This window comes from Rathayibacter sp. AY1C5, from assembly GCF_002931705.1.
Taxonomy (GTDB): domain Bacteria; phylum Actinomycetota; class Actinomycetes; order Actinomycetales; family Microbacteriaceae; genus Rathayibacter.
Window position 1 is genome coordinate 1 of the sequence record NZ_PSWD01000036.1, and the last position, 20,592, is coordinate 20,592.

Sequence of the window (20,592 nt, forward strand, 5' to 3'; positions counted from 1 at the left end):
CCCCTAGAAATCGGAGAACACACCACATGACAACGACGTCAGCGACGTCGACGCGCGGTGGAGCGCGCGTCCACGTCCAGCGCTTCGGCACCTTCCTCTCGGGAATGGTCATGCCGAACATCGCGGCCTTCATCGCCTGGGGCTTCATCACGGCCCTCTTCATCCAGACCGGATGGCTCCCGCTCCTCGGCATCGACGCCACCTGGGTCCAGCAGTTCGGCGGCTGGAGCACGGATCCCGACGTCGTCAATACCGGCCTCGTCGCCCCGATGATCACCTACCTCCTCCCGCTCCTCATCGCGAACACCGGCGGCCGCATGGTCTACGGCGCCCGCGGAGGCGTGGTCGGCACCATCGCGACCATGGGCGTCATCGTCGGCGCCGGCATCCCGATGTTCATCGGCGCCATGATCATGGGCCCGCTGTCGGCGTGGCTCATGAAGAAGGTCGACTCGATCTGGGACGGCAAGATCAAGCCCGGCTTCGAGATGCTGGTCAACAACTTCTCCGCCGGAATCCTCGGCCTCCTGCTCGCGCTCCTCGCCTTCGCGGGCGTCGCGCCGCTCGTGGTCGGCCTCTCGACCGCCCTCGGCGCGGGCGTGGAGTTCCTGGTCAACGCGGGTCTGCTCCCGCTGACCTCGCTCTTCATCGAGCCGGCGAAGATCCTCTTCCTGAACAACGCCATCAACCACGGCATCCTCACGCCGCTGGGCGTGCAGCAGGCGGAGGAGGCGGGCAAGTCCTACCTCTTCCTCCTCGAGGCCAACCCCGGCCCCGGCATGGGCGTGCTCCTGGCCTTCGCGTTCTTCGGCGTCGGCGCGGCCCGCGCCTCGGCTCCCGGCGCGGCGATCATCCACTTCATCGGCGGCATCCACGAGATCTACTTCCCGTACGTGCTGATGAAGCCGGCGCTGCTCGCGGCCGTCATCCTCGGCGGTGCGACCGGTGTCGCGACGAACGTCGCGTTCAACTCCGGCCTCCGCGCCCCCGCCTCGCCCGGCTCGATCATCGCGGTGCTCCTGCAGACCGCGAACGACAGCTTCCTCGGCGTCATCCTCTCGGTGATCCTCGCGACCGCCGTGTCGTTCCTGGTGGCCTCGGTCATCATCCGGTCCGGCCGCAAGCGCGACCTGGCCGCGGAGCAGGAGGGCGACGACAAGCTCGCCGCCGCCGTCGCCGCCAACGAGGCGAACAAGGGCAAGGAGAGCGCCGTCGGCTCGCTCATCAACGCCCGCGGCGCCAACGCTCCGCAGGACTCGGCGGGCGCCTCGACCGCGGGGGCCACGGCCACCGCGACCCAGGTCCGGAACATCGTCTTCGCCTGCGACGCCGGCATGGGCTCGTCCGCGATGGGCGCCTCGGTGCTGCGGAACAAGATGAAGAAGGCGGGCTTCGAGGACGTCACGGTCACCAACAAGGCGATCGCCGCTCTCGAGGACGACGTGGACCTGGTCATCACCCAGGCCGAGCTCACGGAGCGCGCCCGCCAGCGCACCCCGGGCGCCATCCACGTCTCCGTGGACAACTTCATGAACAGCCCGAAGTACGACGAGGTCGTCTCGCTGGTCGCGGAGCAGCACGGCAAGTAGTACGCCAACCATTCGGAGGGAACCCGTAGGGTGCGACAGAGCGGACACGCTCCGCTCGCCCCTGCGGGTTCCCTCGCTGTCAGCACCTCCACGGAAGGACGCACCCCATGAGCGACGTGCTCACCATCGGACAGATCGACGCCTCCGGCACCGCCACCACGAAGGAGGCCGCCATCAAGGAGGCCGCCGACATGCTGGTCGGCGTCGGCGCGGTCACCCCCGCCTACTACGAGGCCATGCTCGCCCGCGAGGCGACCGTCTCGACCTACATGGGCAACCTGCTCGCCATCCCGCACGGCACCAACGACGCGAAGGACGAGATCCGCTCCTCCGCCCTCTCGTTCGTGCGCTACGCGCAGCCGATCGACTGGGACGGCAACGAGGTGCGCTTCGTCGTCGGCATCGCCGGCGTCGACAACGAGCACCTCGAGATCCTCTCCAAGATCGCGATCATCTTCTCGGAGGAGGACGAGGTTCAGAAGCTCCTCGACGCCCCGGACGCGCAGTCGCTCTACAGCCTGCTGGGCGAGGTCAACTCCTGATGCCCACCGCCGTCCACTTCGGCGCCGGCAACATCGGCCGCGGCTTCGTCGGCCTGATCCTGCACGGCGCCGGCTACGAGCTCGTCTTCGCCGACGTCAACTCCGAGCTGATCGGCCGCCTCGCCGCCGCCGACAGCTACGAGGTGCACGAGGTGGGGGAGGAGGCGGCCACTCACGTCGTCGACCGCTTCCGCGCGATCGACTCGGCCGCCGACGAGGAAGCGCTCGTCCGCGAGATCGCCGCCGCCGACATCGTCACCACGGCCGTCGGCCCGAACATCCTGCGCTTCGTCGCCCCCGTGATCGCGAAGGGCCTCGCCGCCCGCGACGAGTCGGCGCCGCGGCTGGCGGTCATGGCCTGCGAGAACGCGATCAACGCCACGCGCCTCCTGCAGACCGAGGTCGCCGCGAACCTCGGCGCGGACGAGTGGGAGCGCCTGCGAACCCGCGCCGTCTTCGCCGACACCGCGGTGGACCGCATCGTCCCGAACCAGGACCCGGGCCAGGGCCTGGACGTGACGGTGGAGAGCTTCTTCGAGTGGGTCGTCGACCGCACTCCGTTCGAGGGCACCGAGCCGGAGATCCCGGGCGCGACCTGGGTCGACGACCTCGAGCCCTTCATCGAGCGGAAGCTCTTCACGGTGAACACCGGCCACGCGACGGCCGCCTACACCGGCTTCGCGGCCGGAGCGCACAAGCTCTCCGACGCGCTGGCGATGCCCGAGGTGCACGACGCGGTCAAGGCCGCGCTCGAGGACACCAAGGCGCTCATCGTGGCCAAGCACGGCTTCAGCGACGAGGAGCAGCAGGCCTACCTCGAGAAGACGCTGAAGCGCTTCGCCAACCCGTACCTGACCGACACGGTCGACCGGGTGGGACGCCAGCCGCTGCGGAAGCTGTCGCGGCACGAGCGCTTCATCGGACCGGCGGCCGAGCTCGCCGACCGCGGGCGCACGCCGGAGGGCCTGCTCGCCGCGATCGGCGCCGCGCTGCGCTTCGACGTGCCCGAGGACCCCCAGAGCGTGGAGCTCCACGAGAAGCTGGCCGCGCTCAGCCCGGAGGAGTTCGTGGCGGAGGTCACCGGCCTCACGGCCGAGCATCCGCTCTTCGACCGGGTCGTGGCGGTCGTGCGCGGGTAGTCCCGTGGCCGCACGGCGGCGAACGACGACGAGGTCCCCTGCTTCTCGCGGGGGACCTCGTCGTCGTCTGCGGCGGCTCGGGCGGAGCGCTAGAACAACCGCCAGCGGGTGAGCGGCCAGGCCACGGCGAAGACGCGTCCGGTGACCCTGTCGATCGGCACGGTCTTCACGCACGTGTCGATCGGCCCGCCGGCGCCGCGGCACTCGCCGAGCGAGTCGTTGGAGTTCGACCGGTGGTCGCCCAGGACGAAGAGGGATCCCTCGGGGACGGTGTACTCGTCGAAGCAGCGGAGGGACGCGGGGCTCGTCGTGCAGTCGAGGGTCCCGGGGGTGAAGGGGAAGTCCTCGAACACGTAGGACTCGTCCAGCGGCTTCCCGTCGACCAGCACGTGCCCGTCGGCGTCGCAGCAGGAGACGGTGTGGCCCCCCTCGGCGATCAGCCTCTTGACGAGGAACTCCTCGTGGGAGGGGCCGATGCTGGTGACGTCGCCGAAGGTCTTCACGATCTCGGAGAGGGGGCTGCCGGCCTCGTCGCTCGCGCCCCAGTCGGCGTCGCGCGAGAAGACGACGATCTGCCCCTCCTCCGGCCCGCCCTGGAGGGCGAGGGTGCGGTCGACCAGGATGCGGTCGCCGAAGAACCCGCCGCCCTGGAGGGTGTTCTCCATCGAGCCGGTCGGCACCGTGTACACCTTCACGAAGAAGGTCTGCACCAGGGCGATGACCGCGATCGCCGCCAGGATCGTCACCACCGGGTGCGAGTACCAGCTCCGCCTCGCGGTCGCTGACCTCGTCGTGCGCGCCATGTGCTCTCCCTCCGGCTCGACGGAGCCAGCCTAGGCGGCGGCGGACGCGGGGCCCGGCAGGGGGCGCGCGTCGGGCGCGGAGGCGGAGGAGGGGGCGACACGCCCGAGGTGGCGGAACGGCCGCGATTCGCGTAGCATCGACCCTTGGTGTTTTGCGCGTGCTCCGGCATGCCCGCGAACCCCGATCCGGGCTCTCGCCCGGTGGTGGCTCGTCGCGGAAACATTCGCACGACCAGTACACACACTACTTCCGAACGACAGTGAGGCTATGGCCAAAAAAGACGGTGTCATCGAAATCGAAGGTGCGGTTGTCGAGGCGCTCCCCAACGCGATGTTCCGCGTGGAGCTGACCAACGGACACAAAGTTCTCGCCCATATCTCGGGCAAGATGCGTCAGCACTACATCCGGATCCTCCCCGAGGACCGGGTGATCGTGGAGCTGAGCCCCTACGACCTGACCCGCGGCCGGATCGTCTACCGCTACAAGTAGGCGTTCGCTCCGCTGACGTTCGCGACGTGCGTGTCCTGTAAGGAACGGCCCCGGCATCCGCCGGGAGCACGACGCCAGCGAAAACAAGGACAAGAACAATGAAGGTCAACCCCAGCGTCAAGCGCATCTGCGACCACTGCAAGATCATCCGCCGCCACGGCAACGTGATGGTCATCTGCAGCAGCAACCCCCGCCACAAGCAGCGCCAGGGCTAGTCCCGCTGCTTCCGCGAGGGAGCGCAGGGGCGGCGTGCCGCCCCCACTGCACAACTGAACACACCCGCAGCACCAGAAATCGCGCAGCACCCCGGCGACCCCGGGGTGGACGGCGAGGACACCTTCGGTCGGAGGCCGAGGCACCGGTGCTGCTTCACACCTCCACTCACTCACAGGAGAAGCCACAATGGCACGTCTGGCAGGAGTAGACATCCCGCGCGAGAAGCGCGTGGAGGTCGCACTGACCTACATCTACGGTGTCGGCCGCACTCGCGCGCTCAAGACCCTGAGCGACACCGGGATCGACGGCAACATCCGCGTCAAGGACCTCAGCGACGACCAGCTCGTCTCGCTCCGCGACTACATCGAGGGCAACTACAAGGTGGAGGGCGACCTCCGCCGCGAGGTCGCCGCCGACATCCGCCGCAAGGTCGAGATCGGCTCGTACGAGGGCCTCCGCCACCGTCGCGGCCTCCCGGTCCGTGGACAGCGCACCAAGACGAACGCGCGCACCCGCAAGGGACCCAAGCGCACCGTCGCCGGCAAGAAGAAGGCCGGCCGCAAGTAACGCGGGCGACACGGACCTAGAGGAGATACAGAATTGGCTACCCCCAAGTCGGCCGCGCGCAAGCCGCGCCGCAAGGAGAAGAAGAACATCGCTGTGGGCCAGGCCCACATCAAGTCGACGTTCAACAACACCATCGTCTCGATCACCGACCCCTCCGGGGCCGTCATCAGCTGGGCCTCGTCCGGTGGAGTCGGCTTCAAGGGCTCGCGCAAGTCGACGCCGTTCGCCGCCCAGCTCGCCGCCGAGTCGGCCGCGCGCCAGGCTCAGGAGCACGGCATGAAGAAGGTGGACGTCTTCGTGAAGGGCCCCGGCTCGGGTCGTGAGACCGCGATCCGCTCGCTCCAGGCCGCAGGCCTCGAGGTCGGCTCGATCAACGACGTCACCCCGCAGGCGCACAACGGCTGCCGCCCGCCCAAGCGTCGTCGCGTCTAAGCAGCACTCGCAGCCGTCGGCCGGCCGCACGAACCGCCTCCGGGCGGGGAGTGCGGCCGGCCGACGGATCGCGCATTTCTTTCACAACTCCACACCTCGCAAACGCACGTGTCATATAGCGGACACGTGATCGAAAGGAATCATCAGTGCTTATCGCACAGCGTCCGACGCTCACCGAGGAGAACATCTCGGAGTTCCGTTCCCGCTTCGTCATCGAGCCCCTCGAGCCCGGCTTCGGCTACACGCTCGGCAACTCGCTGCGTCGCACCCTGCTGTCCTCCATCCCCGGCGCCGCTGTCACCAGCATCCGGATCGACGGAGTCCTGCACGAGTTCACGACCGTCCCGGGCGTCCGCGAGGACGTCACCGAGATCATCCTGAACATCAAGGGACTCGTCGTCTCCTCCGAGCACGACGAGCCGATCACCGCCTACCTGCGCAAGCAGGGAGCCGGCCAGGTCACCGCCGCGGACATCTCGGCTCCGGCCGGTGTCGAGATCCACAACCCGGAGCTCGTCATCGCCACGCTGAACGACAAGGCGAAGTTCGAGCTCGAGCTCACGATCGAGCGCGGCCGCGGCTACGTCTCGGCGACCCAGAACCGCAGCGAGTTCTCCGAGGCCGGCCAGATCCCGGTCGACTCGATCTACTCGCCCGTGCTGAAGGTCACCTACCGCGTCGAGGCCACCCGTGCCGGCGAGCGCACCGACTTCGACCGCCTGGTCGTGGACGTGGAGACGAAGGCCGCGATCTCGCCGCGCGACGCCATCGCCTCCGCCGGACGCACGCTGACCGAGCTGTTCGGTCTCGCCCGCGAGCTGAACAACGCGGCCGAGGGCATCGAGATCGGCCCCGCGCCGGTCGACGCGGTCCTCTCGACCGAGCTGTCCATGCCCATCGAGGACCTCGACCTCTCGGTGCGCAGCTACAACTGCCTCAAGCGCGAGGGCATCAACAACGTCAATGAGCTCGTCGCCCTCTCGGAGACGCAGCTCATGAACATCCGCAACTTCGGTCAGAAGTCGGTGGATGAGGTCAAGGAGAAGCTGACGGAGCTCGGCCTGTCGCTCAAGGACTCGGTCCCCGGGTTCGACGGCGCCCACTTCTACAGCTACGACGACGAGAGCATCTAGGTCCTCCGCTCCGGAGCCCCGGCTCCTCGCGTCCGACCTGCTGACACCCCTTTAGTACTGGAGTAAACCCATGCCCAAGCCCACCAAGGGCCCCCGCCTCGGAGGCGGACCCGCACACGAGCGCCTGCTGCTGGCGAACCTGGCCGCGGCCCTGTTCACGCACAAGAGCATCAAGACGACCGAGACCAAGGCCAAGCGCCTTCGTCCGCTCGCCGAGCGCCTGGTGACCTTCGCCAAGCGCGGCGACCTGCACGCCCGCCGTCGCGTCCTCGCGACGATCGGCGACAAGTCGGTCGTCCACGAGCTCTTCACCGAGATCGCTCCGCTCGTCGCCGAGCGCGAGGGCGGCTACACCCGCATCACCAAGATCGGCCCCCGCAAGGGAGACAACGCGCCCATGGCCGTGATCGAGCTCGTCCTCGAGCCCGTCACGCCCAAGGCGAAGAAGTCGCGCACCGCCACGGCGCCCGTGTCCGCTCCGGTGGACGAGGCCCCCGCCGAGGAGCCCACTGCCGAGGAGACCCCAGTCGAGGAGGCGCCCGTGCAGGACGCTCCCGTCGAGGACGCCGCGCAGGACGCTCCTGTCGAGGAGACCGGCGCGACCAAGTAGTCACGCCCCCTCTCCCGAGAGCCCTCCGTCCCCTCCGGGGCGGGGGGCTCTCGTCGTTCCACGGGGCCGAGTGGCGCGAATCGTCGCTTACGATGGCACGGCTGCGCTCGTCGGGTGCGGCCGCGTCACGACCGGCGCTCCCGGGGTCCGCCCCGACGATCCTCGGAGGACTCCTGTGCGACTGCGCTCCTCGGCCGCTGCGGCGCTCCTCGCCCTGGCACTCGCGGGCGGAGTGAGCGGCTGCGCCTCCGGCGAGGTGATCGACGTGCCGGAGTCGGCGGGTCTCGCGAGCACGACCCCCGTGCCGTCGGCCGCACCGACCGTGTCCTCCGTGCCCTCCGTGCCGTCGAGCGAGGGCGTGGACTGCGCGACCGCTCTCCCCGCCTCCCTGGTCGAGCAGGAGGCCGGCTCGACGGCGGGCACCGTGTCGATCACCGCCGCGGGAGACACGTGCTCCTACGCCGTCGACGGCGGCGACCCGGTCGTCGTGCTGACGCTGCACCGCGGGCCCCTCGTCGAGACCTTCACCGGTGCGGGCGAGGCGCTCGGCGCCGTGCCGGTCTCGCTGGGCATGCAGGGCATCGCCTCCGCTCCCTCCGAGCTGGCCGTGCTCGCAGGCGGCTGGGAGGCGCGGATCGTCTCCTCGGTCGGCGAGCAGTCGACGCTGGTCGGCTAGGCGGTCTCGGCCCTGGCGGCCGTCGACGTCCCGCTCGCGGTCGCCTGAGCCGCGACCACGGCGCGCTCTAGACTCGTCTGATGCTCCACCGCGTCCGCCTCGACCTGGCCTACGACGGCTCGCACTTCTCCGGGTGGGCCAAGCAGCCCGGCCTCCGCACCGTGCAGGGGGTGCTCGAGGAGTCGCTCGCCCTGGTGCTGCGCTCCGAGCAGCACCCGACCGTGACGGTCGCCGGGCGCACCGACGTCGGCGTGCACGCCAGCGCCCAGGTCGCCCACGTCGACCTCACCCCCGAGCAGTGGGGCCGCATCAGCACCGGCCGGCGCCGACCGGGGGAGGAGCCGTTCCCGCCCGCGTCGATCCTGGAGCGGCGGCTCCGCGGGATCCTCGGGCAGTACACCGACGTCTCGGTGCACCGGGTGACGGAGGCGCCGGAGGGGTTCGACGCGCGGTTCTCGGCGCGCTGGCGGCGGTACGAGTACCGGCTGGCCGACGCCTCCTCGATGCGCCACCCGCTCGACCGCACGTACACCACCTGGATCACCGACTCCCTCGACCTCGACGCGATGTCGGCCGCGGCCCGCTCGCTCCTGGGCCTGCACGACTACGCGTCGTTCTGCCGTGCCCGCGTAGGGGCCACCACCATCCGGAGCCTGCTCGACTTCACCTGGGAGCGAGACGCCGACGGAGTCCTGCACGCCCACCTGCGCGCGGACGCCTTCTGCCACAGCATGGTGCGGGCCCTCGTGGGGGCGTGCGTCGCGGTCGGCGCCGGGAAGCTCGAGGCGGGGGCGGTCCCGCTGCTCCGCGACGCCGCCAGACGGACCAACGCGTTCGCGGTGATGCCGGCCCGCGGCCTCATCCTCCGCGAGGTCGACTACCCCGAGGACGACGCGCTCGCCGAGCGGGCCCTGCTCACCCGCGCGAAGCGCACCGTCCGGACCGAGGGGCCGGACCCGGAGGACTCGGAGTGAGGCGAGGGCGCGCGCCCACGCCCCGCGACCCGTGGCGGCTCGGGTCGCACCTCCCGCTGCCGGAGCCCCTGCCGCCACGATCCGTGCTTGGCCGCACGAGGGCTTTGCTGTAATGTCGACCCTTGGTGTTTTCGGCCGTGTGCCGAGCGCCCGAAGTTGAGCCCTCCACCGGATCGGTTCGTCCCCCTCGAGGGTCGAACGGCCACGGAGCGGGATCCACGAACACCTCACTCCGACCAGAAAGCAGCACTCACGTGACTCGCACTTTTTCTCCGAAGCCGGCTGACGTCCAGCACGACTGGATCGTCATCGACGCGTCCGACGTCGTGCTCGGCCGTCTCGCCACCCACGCCGCGGCGCTCCTGCGCGGCAAGCACAAGGCCACCTTCGCGCCGCACATGGACATGGGCGACTTCGTCATCATCGTCAACGCGGAGAAGGTCGCCCTCACCGGCCAGAAGCTCCTCCAGAAGAAGGCCTACCGCCACTCCGGCTACCCGGGCGGCCTCTCGGCCACCACGTACGCCGAGCTCCTCGAGAAGAACCCGGTCCGCGCCGTCGAGAAGGCCATCCGCGGCATGCTCCCCAAGAACTCCCTCGGCCGCGCCCAGCTGCGCAAGCTGAAGGTCTACACGGGATCCGAGCACCCCCACGCGGCCCAGCAGCCGCAGGCGTACGCCTTCACCCAGGTCGCCCAGTAGGCTCCGGCCCTCCCCGACACCCCAGACTTCGAAGACAAAGGATCACCTACACCGTGGCGAAGATCGCAGACCAGATCGACGTGGCTCCCGAGAGCTACTCCACCGAAAGCCCGGCCACCGAGGCGTCCACGACGCCCCGCGCCGTCCTCAACGTCTCCGGCGCAGCCGTGGGCCGACGCAAGCAGGCCATCGCCCGCGTGCGCCTCGTCCCCGGCAACGGCGGCATGACCGTCAACGCCCGCGAGTTCGCGGAGTACTTCCCCAACAAGCTGCACCAGCAGCTGATCACCGACCCCTTCAAGGTGCTCGACCTGATCGGCTCCTACGACGTGGTCGCCAAGATCACCGGCGGCGGCCCCTCCGGCCAGGCCGGCGCGCTGCGCCTCGCCATCGCCCGTGCACTCAACGAGATCGACCGCGAGAACAACCGCGCGATCCTGAAGAAGGCGGGCTTCCTGACCCGCGACGCCCGCGTCATCGAGCGCAAGAAGGCCGGTCTCAAGAAGGCCCGCAAGGCGTCCCAGTTCTCGAAGCGCTAGTCGACGCGGCCTGACGGCCGCACGACCAGCAGCTCGAGAAGGGACTGCGCACCATGCCGCGCCTGTTCGGAACAGACGGCGTCCGTGGCCTCGCTAATCGCGAGGTCACGGCCGACCTGGCTCTCGGCCTCGCCCAGGCGGCCGCCCGTGTACTCGGAGCGGCCGCCCGGGCCGAGGGCCGTCGGCCCGTCGCCGTGCTCGCCCGCGACCCCCGCATCTCCGGTCAGTTCATCGGAGCCGCGGTCGCGGCGGGTCTCGCGAGCGCTGGAGTCGACGTGCTCGACGCCGGCGTCATCCCGACGCCCGCCACCGCCTACCTCATCGCCGACGAGAACGCCGACTTCGGCGTGATGATCTCGGCCTCGCACAACCCCGCCGCCGACAACGGCATCAAGTTCTTCGCCGCAGGCGGACGCAAACTCCCGGACGAGCTCGAGAACCGCATCGAAGCGGCCCTCGGAGTCCCCCCGCTCACGCCGACCGGAGCCGACGTCGGCCGCATCACCCGCTTCTCCGACGCGGAGGACCGTTACGTCCTCCACCTGCTCGGATCCCTCGAGGGCACCCGTCTCGACGGCCTGCACGTGGTCATCGACTGCGCGCACGGCGCCGCCGCCGGCATCTCGCCCCAAGTGTTCACCGACGCCGGAGCGACCGTCACCGTCATCGGCAACGACCCCGACGGCCTCAACATCAACGACGGAGTGGGCTCCACCCACCTCGACAACGTCGCCGACGCCGTCCGCGCGGCCGGCGCCGACATCGGCATCGCCCACGACGGCGACGCCGACCGCTGCCTCGCAGTGGACGCCGAGGGCCGCATCGTCGACGGCGACCAGATCATGGCGATCCTCGCGACAGCCATGGCCCGCCGCGGCGCCCTCCGCGACGACGTCCTCGTGGCCACCGTCATGAGCAACCTCGGCCTCAAGCTCGCCATGCGCGCCGCCGGCATCCGCGTCATCGAGACCGCGGTCGGCGACCGCTACGTCCTCGAGGCGATGAACGACGGCGGCTACTCGCTCGGCGGGGAGCAGTCCGGCCACGTCATCATGAGCCGCTACGCCACCACCGGCGACGGCGTGCTCACCGGCCTCCAGCTCGCGGCCGAGATGGCCCGGACCGGACGCACGATCGCCGACCTGGCCGCCGTCATGTCCGTCTTCCCGCAGACCCTCCTCAACGTGCGCGGCGTCGACCGCGAGGGCGTCCGCGACGACGAGGTCATCGCCTCCGCCGTCGCCGACGCCACCGCCGAGCTCGGCAGCGACGGCCGCGTGCTCCTGCGCCCCTCCGGCACGGAGCCGATGGTGCGCGTCATGGTCGAGGCGAAGACGCAGGAGACGGCCGACCGCCTCGCCGAATCGCTCGCCGCGGTCGTGCTCGAGCGGCTGCGTTCTTAAGGAGCCGCTCCCTGCGCGGCTCCTCGCGGTCGGCTTGGGGAGGTGGTCGCGATGGGTGGAGCGGGGTGCGTTCGCCGCGGGTGAATCGCTTGGCACGCGATTCCCACGACGGCTCGTGGGTTGGGCCGCTCCCTGCGCGGCTCCTCGCGGTCGGCTTCGCGAGGTGGTTGCGATGGGTGGAGCGGGGCGCGTTCGCCGCGGGTGAATCGCTTGGCACGCGGCTGTGTTCGTTGCGGGGCCGCTCCCTGCGCGGCCCCTCGCGGTCGGCTTCGCGAGGTGGTTGCGATGGGTGGAGCGGGGCGCGTTCGCCGCGGGTGAATCGCTTGGCACGCGATTCCCACGACGGCGGTGTTCGTTGCGGGGCCGCTCCCTGCGCGGCCCTTCGCGGTCGGCTTGTGGAGGTGGTCGCGCTGGGTTGAGCGGGTCGCGGTCGCCGCGCGTGAATCGCTTGGCACGCGATTCTCGCTGACGGCTGTGTTCGTTGGTGGGCTGCTACTTGCGCGGCCCCTCGCGGTCGGCTTCGCGAGGGGGTTGCGCGGGCGGAGCGTGTCGCGGTCGCCGCGCGGGAATCGCTTGGCACGCGATTCCCACGACGGCTGTGTTCGTTGAGGGGCCGCTCCCTGCGCGGCCCCTCGCGGTCGGCTTCGCGAGGTGGTTGCGATGGGTGGAGCGGGGCGCGTTCGCCGCGCGTGAATCGCTTGGCACGCGATTCCCGCCGACGGCTCGCGGGTGGTCCCGAGCCTGCACCGATCCTGCGGTGGAGGGGTTCGAGGAGGTCGGTGGCTGCGCGGTGCGCGCGGCGGCGAACAGCGACCGGGGGCGCGGTCAGATCTTGCGGAGGAGGACCGAGGAGACCGTGTGGTCGGCCTGCTTGCGGAGGACCAGGCTCGCGCGGGAGCGGGTGGGGCGCACGTTCTGCAGCAGGTTCGGCTCGTTGATCGCGGCCCAGATGCTCCGCGCGCGCTCACGGGCCTCGTCTGGACTGAGCGCCGCGTAGCGGTGGAAGTAGGAGTTCGGATTCGCGAACGCGCCCTGCTGCAGGGTGAGGAAGCGCTCCTCGTACCAGCGCGCGATGTCGCTGGTCCGGGCGTCGACGTAGACGGTGAAGTCGAACAGGTCGCTGACCGCCAGGCCGTGACCGGGCACCGGCGGCTGCAGCACGTTCAGGCCCTCGACGATCAGCACGTCCGGCCGCCGCACGACGATCTCGGCGTCGGGGACGATGTCGTAGGAGAGGTGCGAGTAGAACGGCGCGCGCACCTCCGCGGCCCCGCCCTTCACCTCCGAGACGAAGCGCAGCAGCGCCCGCCGGTCGTACGACTCGGGGAAGCCCTTGCGGCTCATCAGACCGCGGCGCTCCAGCTCGCGGTTGGGCAGCAGGAAGCCGTCGGTGGTCACCAGCTCGACGCGGGGCGTGTCCTCCCAGCGGGCGAGCAGCTCCCGCAGCAGGCGCGCGATCGTCGACTTGCCCACCGCGACCGACCCCGCGACGCCGATCACGAACGGAGTCGGCTGCGCGCGCTCCCCGAGGAACGTGCTCGTCGCGCGGTGCAGGTGCCGCGCGCCACCGGCGTACAGGCTCAGCAGGCGCGAGAGCGGCAGGTAGACCTCCGCGACCTCGGTGAGGCTCAGCCGGTCGCCCAGCCCCCGCAGCTGCACGACCTCGGTCTCCGACAGCGGCAGCTCCGTGGTGCGGGCGAGCTCGGCCCAGTCGGAGCGGACGATCTCGACGAAGGGGGAGGGGTGCGCGTCGCGTGCGGGATCGCGAGGAGACGACGGCATGGGGACCGATCCTAGCGTCCGCCCCGCCGGGTGCCCGACGCCGCGGGAGGCGCCTCCGCGCCGCTTAGAATCGAGCGCATGTGTGGAATCGTTGGATACGTCGGTGAGCGCGACAGCCTGGCCGTGCTGCTCGGGGGCCTGAAGCGTCTGGAGTACCGCGGCTACGACTCGGCCGGCGTGGCCGTGATCGACGCCGACGGGCAGCTCGACAGCCGCAAGCGCTCGGGCAAGCTCAGCGTCCTCGTCGACGACCTCGAAGCGCACCCGCTGGCCGAGGGCACCACGGGCATCGGCCACACCCGCTGGGCGACGCACGGCGGCCCGACCGACCGCAACGCCCACCCCCACCTCGCGGACGAGGGCAGGCTCGCCGTCATCCACAACGGCATCATCGAGAACTTCCAGCCGCTCAAGGAGCAGCTGCTCGCCGAGGGCGCCGTCTTCGAGAGCGAGACCGACACCGAGGTCGCCGCGCACCTGATCGCCCGCGAGTACCGCCGCACCGGCGACCTCGTGCTCGCCTTCCAGGCCGTCGTCGCGCACCTCGAGGGCGCGTTCACCCTGCTCGCCCTGCACCAGGACCAGCCCGGCGTGGTCGTCGGCGCGCGCCGCAACTCGCCGCTCGTGATCGGCCTGGGCGACGGGGAGAACTTCCTCGGCTCCGACGTCGCGGCGTTCGTCGAGTTCACCCGCCGCGCGGTCGCCATCGGCCAGGATCAGATCGTCACGATCACCCCGGAGCTCGTCACGGTGACCGACTTCTTCGGCAACCCCGTCGAGACCGAGCCGTTCGAGATCGCCTGGGACGCGTCGGCGTCCGAGAAGGGCGGCTGGTCGAGCTTCATGGCGAAGGAGATCACCGAGGGCCCCGAGGCCGTCGCGAACACGCTCCGCGGCCGCATCCACGAGGGCGCGATCACGCTGCCCGAGCTCGACGCGCTCGGTCCGGTGCTGACGGAGATCGACCGCATCACGATCATCGCCTGCGGCACGGCCGCCTACTCGGGCATGGTCGCCAAGTACGCGATCGAGAAATGGGCGCGCGTCCCCGTCGAGGTCGAGCTCAGCCACGAGTTCCGCTACCGCGACCCGGTGCTCACCCCGCGCACCCTCGTCGTCTCGATCAGCCAGTCCGGTGAGACGATGGACACGCTGATGGCGGTCAAGTACGCCCGCGAGCACGGCGCCAAGACGCTCTCGGTCTGCAACACCCAGGGCGCGACGATCCCACGCGAGTCGGACGCCGTGCTCTACACGCACGCGGGCCCGGAGGTGGCGGTCGCCTCGACCAAGGCCTTCGTCGCCCAGATCGCGGCGCTCTACCTCTTCGGGCTGCACCTGGCCGCGGTGCGCGGTGCCGCCTCCACCGAGCTCGTCGCCTCGCAGGCGGCCCAGCTCGCCGCGATCCCGGAGAAGCTCTCCCGCGTGCTCGACGCCTCCGACGACATCGCCCAGCTGGCCGGCTGGATGGCCGACACCCGGGCGGTGCTGTTCCTCGGCCGCCACGTCGGCTATCCGGTGGCGCTCGAGGGTGCGCTGAAGCTCAAGGAGCTCGCCTACATCCACGCCGAGGGCTTCGCGGCGGGCGAGCTCAAGCACGGCCCGATCGCACTGATCGAGCCGGGCCAGGTCGTCTTCGTGATCGTGCCGAGCCCGAGCGAGTCGTACGAGCTGCAGCGCAAGGTGATCTCGAACATCCAGGAGATCAAGGCCCGCGGCGCCCGCGTCATCGCGATCGCGGAGCAGGGCGACACGGCCGCGATCCAGATCGCCGACGAGGTCGTGCCGATCCCGCTCGCCGACCCGCTGTTCGAGCCGCTGCTCGCCGTCACCCCGTTGCAGATGTTCGCGATGGAGCTCGCCGCCGCCAAGGGCCTCGACGTCGACCAGCCGCGCAATCTCGCCAAGTCGGTCACGGTCGAGTGATCGAGCCGTGATCGTGGGGATCGGGGTGGACGTCGTGGACCTCGCGCGCTTCGAGCGCTCGCTGACGCGCACGCCCCGGCTCCGCGACCGGCTGTTCGCCGAGAGCGAACGCTCGCTCCCCGTCGCCTCGCTGGCGGGCCGCTTCGCCGCCAAGGAGGCGCTGATCAAGGCGCTCGGCGACTCCGTGGGCGCCCGCTGGCACGACATGGTCGTCGAGCGGGACGAGCACGGGAATCCGTCCTTCGCGCTGCACGGCCCGGCCCGGGCGGCCGCGGAGGCGCGCGGGATCACGCGCGTGCACCTCTCGATGACGCACGACGCGGGCGTGGCCTGCGCGTTCGTGGTGGCCGAGTCGTGAGCGTCCCCGCGTCGTACCGAGAGGCGGTGATCGACGTCGACGCGATGGCGGCGAACGCCGCGCGTCTGCGCGAGCTCACCGGCGCCCGCCGGCTGATGGCCGTCGTCAAGGCCAACGGCTACGGGCACGGCGCCCTGGCCGCGGCGCAGGCGGCGCTCGACGGCGGCGCGGACGCCCTCGGCACCGCGGAGCTGCGGGAGGCCGTGGCCCTGCGCGAGGCAGGCGTCGTCGCTCCGATCCTCTGCTGGCTGCACGACCCCGGCGAGGACTTCGACGCGGCGCTCGAGCACTCGATCGACGTCGCCGTCTCCTCGGTCGACCAGCTCGACACGCTCGCGCAGTCGGCGGAGGACCGCGGCGTGCGCGCGGCCGTGCAGCTCAAGGTCGACACGGGCCTCAGTCGCAACGGCGCCGCGGAGGAGGAGTGGCCGCACCTGGCGGAGGCGCTCGCCCGTCACAGCGCTCGCGGCACCGTCCACCTCACCGGGCTGTTCTCGCACCTGTCCAACACCTCGCGCGAGGACGACCTCGCCCAGCTCGCGCTCCTCCGCCGCGCCGAGGCCGTGCTGGCGGCGCACGGGGTGCAGGCGCCGGTCCTGCACCTCGCGGCGACGGCGGCGGCGCTGCGCCTCCCGGAGGCCCGTCTCGACATGGTGCGCAGCGGCATCGCCCTCTACGGACTCTCGCCGTTCGAGGACGAGACCTCGCTCCAGCTCGGGCTCGTCCCGGCGATGACGCTGCAGGGCCGCGTCGCCGGCGTCCGCCGGGTGCCCCACGGGACCGGCGTGAGCTACGACTACACCTGGCGGGCCGAGGGCGGGACGACCCTCGCGCTCGTGCCGTTCGGCTACGCGGACGGCATCCCGCGGAGCGCCTCCGGCGTCGCGGAGGTCTCGATCGGCGGCCGCCGCCACCGGATCGCCGGGCGGGTCGCGATGGACCAGTTCGTCGTCGACGTGGGGGATGCGAGCGTCGCGACGGGCGACCCGGTGACGCTCTGGGGCGACCCGACGACCGGCGTCCCCTCGGTAGACGAGTGGGCGCGGTGGTGCGGCACCATCAACTACGAGCTGGTCACCCGGCTCGGGCCGCGGGTCCAGCGGCGGCTGCTGAGCGTGGCGGACGGCCGTGCCTGAGCGCTCCTGGTTCGCGGACCGCGTCGTCGAGGTCGCCGATCCGGAGGCCATGGCGGAGCTCGGCCGCGAGCTCGGCCGAGTGCTGCGCGCCGGCGACCTGCTGGTGCTGACCGGGCCGCTCGGCGCGGGCAAGACGACCTTCACGCGCGGGCTCGGCGAGGGCCTCGACGTGCGGGGTCCCGTGACGAGCCCCACCTTCGTGATCGCGCGGACGCACCCGCCGCTGCACGACGGGCCGCCGCTCGTGCACGTCGACGCCTACCGCGTGGGCTCGCCGGTCGAGCTCGACGACCTCGACCTCGATCCGGCGCGCTCGGTGGTCGTCGTGGAGTGGGGCGCCGGGATGCTGGACGGCGTCGCGGAGTCCTGGCTCGACGTGGTCATCGAGCGGCCGACCGCCGGCTCCGACGCCGAGGAGGGCGAGGAGCCGATCGAGCCGCGGACCGTCCGCTTCCGCGGCACCGGCTGGAGCTGAGCCCGCGGGTACCCTGGACGCGTGCTCCTCGCGATCGACACCTCCTCCGGAACCTCCGTCGCCGTCGTCGACTCCGCGGGCGCCGTGCGCTCGGAGCGCACCGAGACCGACACCATGCGCCACGCGGAGGTGGTCGGCCGGCTGATCCAGGAGGCGCTCGAGGCGGCGGACGTGGCTCCCGGGGGCATCGAGGCGGTCGCCGTGGGCATGGGCCCCGGCCCCTTCACCGGCCTCCGGGTCGGGGTCGCCGCCGCCCGGGCTTTCGCGCTCGGCCGCGGCGTCCCCACCCTCCCCGTGGTCTCGCACGACGCGATCGCGCTCGCCGCGCTGCGGCACGGGCGCGCCGCCGGCTTCCTCGTCGTCACCGACGCCCGTCGTCGCGAGCTGTACTGGAGCGCCTACGACGGGCTCGACGATCAGGGACTCCCCGTCCGCCTCGCCGGCCCGGGCCTGGACAAGCCGCCGGCCCTCCCGCATCCGGAGCTCCCGCGCCTGGAGGCCGAGTCGGTCTCCGCCGGCGAGCTCGGAGTCGTGGCCGCCCGCCTGCGCGCGGCCGGTCGGCCCGGTGCCGCGGACGAGCCCCTCTACCTCCGCTCGCCCGACGTCACGCTGTCGGCCGGCCCCAAGCGGGTGACCGCATGAGCGAGGCCGTGCTCCGCGACGCGCAGGCGGACGACCTCGACGCCGTCATGGCGATCGAGGAGTCCGAGTTCGCCGGCGACGCCTGGTCGCGCGGGATGATGGCGGAGGAGATCCGGAGCCGTCACACCCGGTACCTGGTCGCCGAGCAGGACGGCAAGGTGGTCGGCTACGCCGGGCTCCTCTGCCCCGTCGGCGCTCACGAGGGCGACGTGCAGACGATCGCGGTCGTCGCCCGGGTCCGCCGCACCGGCCTCGGCCGTCGACTGCTGCGCGCGCTCCTCGAGGCGGCCGGCGAACGCGGCGCCCGCGAGGTCTTCCTCGAGGTCCGCGCCGACAACCCCGCCGCGCAGACCCTCTACCGCTCGGAGGGCTTCGAGGAGATCGGCGTCCGCCCCGCCTACTACCAGCCCGACGGAGTGGACGCGATCGTGATGCGCCGGCCGCCGACCCCGACCCAGGAGACCCCGTGAGCACCGGACCCCTCGTCCTCGGCATCGAGACCAGCTGCGACGAGACGGGGATCGGCATCGTCCGCGGCACGACGCTTCTCTCGAACACCATCGCCTCCTCGATGGAGGAGCACGCCCGCTACGGCGGCGTCGTGCCCGAGGTGGCCGCCCGGGCGCACCTGGAGGCGCTCGAGCCCGCCCTGCACGCGGCGCTCTCCGAGGCCGGTGTCGCGCTCGGCGACCTGGACGCGATCGCGGTCACCAGCGGACCGGGACTCTCGGGCGCCCTCATGGTCGGCGTCGGAGCGGCGAAGGCGCTCGCCGTCTCGCTCGGCCTGCCGCTCTACGCCGTGAACCACCTCGTCGGCCACGTGGGAGCCGATGTCCTCCGTGCAGACGGCAGCGAGGGCAGCCCCGTCGAGGTGCCGACGATCGCGCTGCTGGTCTCGGGCGGGCACACCTCGCTCCTGCACGTGCGCGATCTGGTGTCGGACGTCGAGCTGCTCGGCGAGACCATCGACGACGCCGCCGGCGAGGCCTTCGACAAGGTGGCGCGAGTCCTGGGCCTGCCCTATCCGGGCGGACCGCAGATCGACCGGGTGGCGGCGGACGGGGACCCGAAGGCGATCCGCTTCCCCCGCGGGCTCAGCCTGCCGAAGGACCTCGAGCGCCACCGCTACGACTTCTCGTTCTCAGGGCTGAAGACCGCGGTCGCCCGCTGGGTCGAGAAGCGCCAGGACGCGGGGGAGGAGGTGCCCGTGGCCGACGTCGCGGCGAGCTTCCGCGAGGCGGTCGCCGACGTCCTGCTCACGAAGGCGCTCGCCGCCTGCCGCGACCGGGGCGTGCCGCGCCTCCTGCTCGGCGGCGGCGTGGTCGCCAACGCCCGGGTGCGCGCGCTGGCGGAGGAGCAGTGCGCGGCCGCGGGAGTGACCCTGCGGATCCCGGCGCTCTCGCTCTGCACCGACAACGGCGCGATGATCGCCGCACTGGCGGCGCAGCTGATCGAGGCGGGGCATCCGCCGTCGGGGCTCGGCTTCGGGGCCGACTCGACCCTCCCGGTCACCGAGATCCAGGTCCGCTGAGGCCTCTACCGGGCGGCGGCCGGGCCGCGCAAGCGCCGTCCAGCTTTTTGACAGGCGGATCGTGCCACTGCCACTCTTGGCCGCATCCGCTCGTTCCTGACCCTGGGGGATTCCATGACCACTCCGTACACGCCCGCGTCCGACCGCTACAACATCCTGGCGATCATCGGCTTCATCGCCTCGTTCTTCGTCTCCATCGTGGGCATCGTGCTGGGCTTCATCGCCCTGTCGCAGATCAAGCGCACGGGGGAGAAGGGCCGCGGCCTCGCCCTCGCCGCCGTCATCATCGGCTTCGTCGCGATCATCATCACCATCATCTCGTTCGTCGCGCTCTTCTCGATCGCGGCGACCATGCCCTCGACCGGGTACTGATCGACACGCCTCCGAGGCTCGGGGGCGCCCGCACCACCAGGAGGACACCGTGACCGACGACACCGCGCCCGGACCGCAGACCGGACCGGCGCCCGCGCCGTTCGCCCCTCCGCTCGGCGAGCCGTCGGCGGCCTACCCGCCGCCGACGGCCGCCGCCGATCCCTACCCCGGTCTCCCGCCCCGCCGCCCGCCGATGAATCCGCTCGCGGTCGCGGCTCTGGTGTGCGGACTGCTGGGGCTGGCGCCCGCCGCCATCGTCCTCGGCCACATCGGCTTCGCCCAGGCCCGACGCTCCGGACAGCGCGGCCGCGGTCTCGCGGTCGTCGGCTTCGTGCTGGGCTACCTCGCGATCGTCCTCGCGGTGATCGCCTACCTCGCCTGGACGGCCTTCGTCGGCGACCTGCGCGACGGCGGCTACCTGCCCGCGTGAGCGGACGGAACCCCTCCGCCGCCGCCCGGGTGCTGGCTAGACTCGCGCCATGAGCGACGACAGCACCCGTCCCGGCCCCGGCTCCGACGAGCAGCACGGCTCCGTCCCGGTCCCGCCGGCCCCGCC

At 71.6% G+C, this 20,592-nt stretch carries 25 protein-coding genes; 23 read left to right on the forward strand and 2 right to left on the reverse strand.

Features of this window, described 5'->3' with window-relative positions; genetic code table 11:
- Window positions 1-26 precede the first annotated feature (26 nt).
- The 3 genes from C5C57_RS16060 (at window position 27) to C5C57_RS16070 (ending at window position 3,270) form a co-directional block, all read left to right on the forward strand.
- Window positions 27-1,589: a PTS mannitol transporter subunit IICB gene (locus C5C57_RS16060; RefSeq protein ID WP_104224995.1), complete on the forward strand. Its 1,563-nt coding sequence runs from the start codon at window positions 27-29 to the stop codon at window positions 1,587-1,589.
- Window positions 1,590-1,696: 107 nt separating this feature from the next.
- Window positions 1,697-2,131, forward strand: a complete 435-nt coding sequence (locus C5C57_RS16065) for a PTS sugar transporter subunit IIA (RefSeq protein WP_104224996.1) — start codon at window positions 1,697-1,699, stop codon at window positions 2,129-2,131.
- Complete coding sequence (locus tag C5C57_RS16070; protein ID WP_104269408.1) at window positions 2,131-3,270, forward strand: mannitol-1-phosphate 5-dehydrogenase; 1,140 nt, start codon at window positions 2,131-2,133, stop codon at window positions 3,268-3,270. Before C5C57_RS16065 ends, C5C57_RS16070 begins: the two co-directional genes overlap by 1 nt.
- A gap of 89 nt (window positions 3,271-3,359) precedes the next feature.
- Here C5C57_RS16070 and lepB read toward each other — a convergent pair whose 3' ends face one another.
- Window positions 3,360-4,073, reverse strand: coding sequence for a signal peptidase I (lepB, locus tag C5C57_RS16075; RefSeq protein ID WP_104251134.1), 714 nt, complete (start codon window positions 4,071-4,073; stop codon window positions 3,360-3,362).
- 268 nt (window positions 4,074-4,341) lie between these two features.
- Here lepB and infA point away from each other — a divergent pair, with 268 nt between their 5' ends.
- The 11 genes from infA (at window position 4,342) to glmM (ending at window position 11,814) form a co-directional block, all read left to right on the forward strand.
- The gene (infA, locus tag C5C57_RS16080; protein ID WP_022883252.1) at window positions 4,342-4,563 is read left to right on the forward strand and encodes a translation initiation factor IF-1; all 222 of its coding nucleotides are present in this window, start codon (window positions 4,342-4,344) and stop codon (window positions 4,561-4,563) included.
- 98 nt (window positions 4,564-4,661) lie between these two features.
- Window positions 4,662-4,778: a 50S ribosomal protein L36 gene (rpmJ, locus tag C5C57_RS16085; protein ID WP_055787164.1), complete on the forward strand. Its 117-nt coding sequence runs from the start codon at window positions 4,662-4,664 to the stop codon at window positions 4,776-4,778.
- A 187-nt stretch (window positions 4,779-4,965) separates the two neighbouring features.
- A complete protein-coding gene (rpsM, locus tag C5C57_RS16090) occupies window positions 4,966-5,346 on the forward strand; it encodes a 30S ribosomal protein S13 (RefSeq protein ID WP_068251511.1) in 381 nt (126 codons plus the stop codon).
- Between the two features lie 33 nt (window positions 5,347-5,379).
- Window positions 5,380-5,778: a 30S ribosomal protein S11 gene (gene rpsK, locus C5C57_RS16095; protein WP_055787170.1), complete on the forward strand. Its 399-nt coding sequence runs from the start codon at window positions 5,380-5,382 to the stop codon at window positions 5,776-5,778.
- Window positions 5,779-5,924: 146 nt separating this feature from the next.
- Complete coding sequence (locus tag C5C57_RS16100) at window positions 5,925-6,911, forward strand: DNA-directed RNA polymerase subunit alpha (RefSeq protein ID WP_104224999.1); 987 nt, start codon at window positions 5,925-5,927, stop codon at window positions 6,909-6,911.
- Window positions 6,912-6,981: 70 nt separating this feature from the next.
- Complete coding sequence (gene rplQ / locus C5C57_RS16105; RefSeq protein WP_104251133.1) at window positions 6,982-7,521, forward strand: 50S ribosomal protein L17; 540 nt, start codon at window positions 6,982-6,984, stop codon at window positions 7,519-7,521.
- A gap of 175 nt (window positions 7,522-7,696) precedes the next feature.
- Window positions 7,697-8,197: a hypothetical protein gene (locus tag C5C57_RS16110; protein WP_104261554.1), complete on the forward strand. Its 501-nt coding sequence runs from the start codon at window positions 7,697-7,699 to the stop codon at window positions 8,195-8,197.
- A gap of 80 nt (window positions 8,198-8,277) precedes the next feature.
- Window positions 8,278-9,171 (forward strand): tRNA pseudouridine(38-40) synthase TruA, encoded by an 894-nt coding sequence (locus C5C57_RS16115; RefSeq protein ID WP_104261555.1) that lies wholly within the window; start codon window positions 8,278-8,280, stop codon window positions 9,169-9,171.
- Window positions 9,172-9,425: 254 nt separating this feature from the next.
- The gene (gene rplM / locus C5C57_RS16120; RefSeq protein ID WP_104225003.1) at window positions 9,426-9,872 is read left to right on the forward strand and encodes a 50S ribosomal protein L13; all 447 of its coding nucleotides are present in this window, start codon (window positions 9,426-9,428) and stop codon (window positions 9,870-9,872) included.
- 53 nt (window positions 9,873-9,925) lie between these two features.
- Window positions 9,926-10,411 (forward strand): 30S ribosomal protein S9, encoded by a 486-nt coding sequence (gene rpsI / locus C5C57_RS16125; protein ID WP_104225004.1) that lies wholly within the window; start codon window positions 9,926-9,928, stop codon window positions 10,409-10,411.
- Between the two features lie 53 nt (window positions 10,412-10,464).
- Complete coding sequence (gene glmM, locus C5C57_RS16130) at window positions 10,465-11,814, forward strand: phosphoglucosamine mutase (RefSeq protein WP_104248196.1); 1,350 nt, start codon at window positions 10,465-10,467, stop codon at window positions 11,812-11,814.
- Window positions 11,815-12,639: 825 nt separating this feature from the next.
- Here the strand turns inward: glmM and coaA are convergent.
- Window positions 12,640-13,596, reverse strand: a complete 957-nt coding sequence (gene coaA / locus C5C57_RS16135) for a type I pantothenate kinase (protein ID WP_104234153.1) — start codon at window positions 13,594-13,596, stop codon at window positions 12,640-12,642.
- Window positions 13,597-13,674: 78 nt separating this feature from the next.
- Here coaA and glmS point away from each other — a divergent pair, with 78 nt between their 5' ends.
- The 9 genes from glmS to C5C57_RS16180 all read left to right on the forward strand — a co-directional run bounded on the left by glmS (window position 13,675) and on the right by C5C57_RS16180 (window position 20,466).
- Window positions 13,675-15,522 carry a glutamine--fructose-6-phosphate transaminase (isomerizing) gene (gene glmS / locus C5C57_RS16140; RefSeq protein WP_104227413.1) on the forward strand — a complete coding sequence of 616 codons (1,848 nt, stop codon included), beginning with the start codon at window positions 13,675-13,677 and terminating at the stop codon, window positions 15,520-15,522.
- Window positions 15,523-15,529: 7 nt separating this feature from the next.
- Window positions 15,530-15,880 carry a holo-ACP synthase gene (locus C5C57_RS16145; protein ID WP_104225009.1) on the forward strand — a complete coding sequence of 117 codons (351 nt, stop codon included), beginning with the start codon at window positions 15,530-15,532 and terminating at the stop codon, window positions 15,878-15,880.
- A 26-nt stretch (window positions 15,881-15,906) separates the two neighbouring features.
- Window positions 15,907-17,016 carry an alanine racemase gene (gene alr / locus C5C57_RS16150; RefSeq protein ID WP_258072761.1) on the forward strand — a complete coding sequence of 370 codons (1,110 nt, stop codon included), beginning with the start codon at window positions 15,907-15,909 and terminating at the stop codon, window positions 17,014-17,016.
- 49 nt (window positions 17,017-17,065) lie between these two features.
- Complete coding sequence (tsaE, locus tag C5C57_RS16155) at window positions 17,066-17,491, forward strand: tRNA (adenosine(37)-N6)-threonylcarbamoyltransferase complex ATPase subunit type 1 TsaE (RefSeq protein WP_104225016.1); 426 nt, start codon at window positions 17,066-17,068, stop codon at window positions 17,489-17,491.
- A 21-nt stretch (window positions 17,492-17,512) separates the two neighbouring features.
- Entirely contained in the window at window positions 17,513-18,133 is a 621-nt protein-coding gene (gene tsaB, locus C5C57_RS16160; RefSeq protein ID WP_104297861.1) for a tRNA (adenosine(37)-N6)-threonylcarbamoyltransferase complex dimerization subunit type 1 TsaB, read from the forward strand.
- Complete coding sequence (gene rimI / locus C5C57_RS16165; protein WP_104297862.1) at window positions 18,130-18,603, forward strand: ribosomal protein S18-alanine N-acetyltransferase; 474 nt, start codon at window positions 18,130-18,132, stop codon at window positions 18,601-18,603. Before tsaB ends, rimI begins: the two co-directional genes overlap by 4 nt.
- Complete coding sequence (gene tsaD, locus C5C57_RS16170; protein WP_104297863.1) at window positions 18,600-19,664, forward strand: tRNA (adenosine(37)-N6)-threonylcarbamoyltransferase complex transferase subunit TsaD; 1,065 nt, start codon at window positions 18,600-18,602, stop codon at window positions 19,662-19,664. The genes rimI and tsaD overlap by 4 nt, the downstream gene beginning before the upstream one ends.
- Before the next feature lie 114 nt (window positions 19,665-19,778).
- Entirely contained in the window at window positions 19,779-20,036 is a 258-nt protein-coding gene (locus C5C57_RS16175; RefSeq protein WP_104225014.1) for a DUF4190 domain-containing protein, read from the forward strand.
- Window positions 20,037-20,085: 49 nt separating this feature from the next.
- Window positions 20,086-20,466 (forward strand): DUF4190 domain-containing protein, encoded by a 381-nt coding sequence (locus C5C57_RS16180; protein ID WP_104225015.1) that lies wholly within the window; start codon window positions 20,086-20,088, stop codon window positions 20,464-20,466.
- Window positions 20,467-20,592 lie beyond the last annotated feature (126 nt).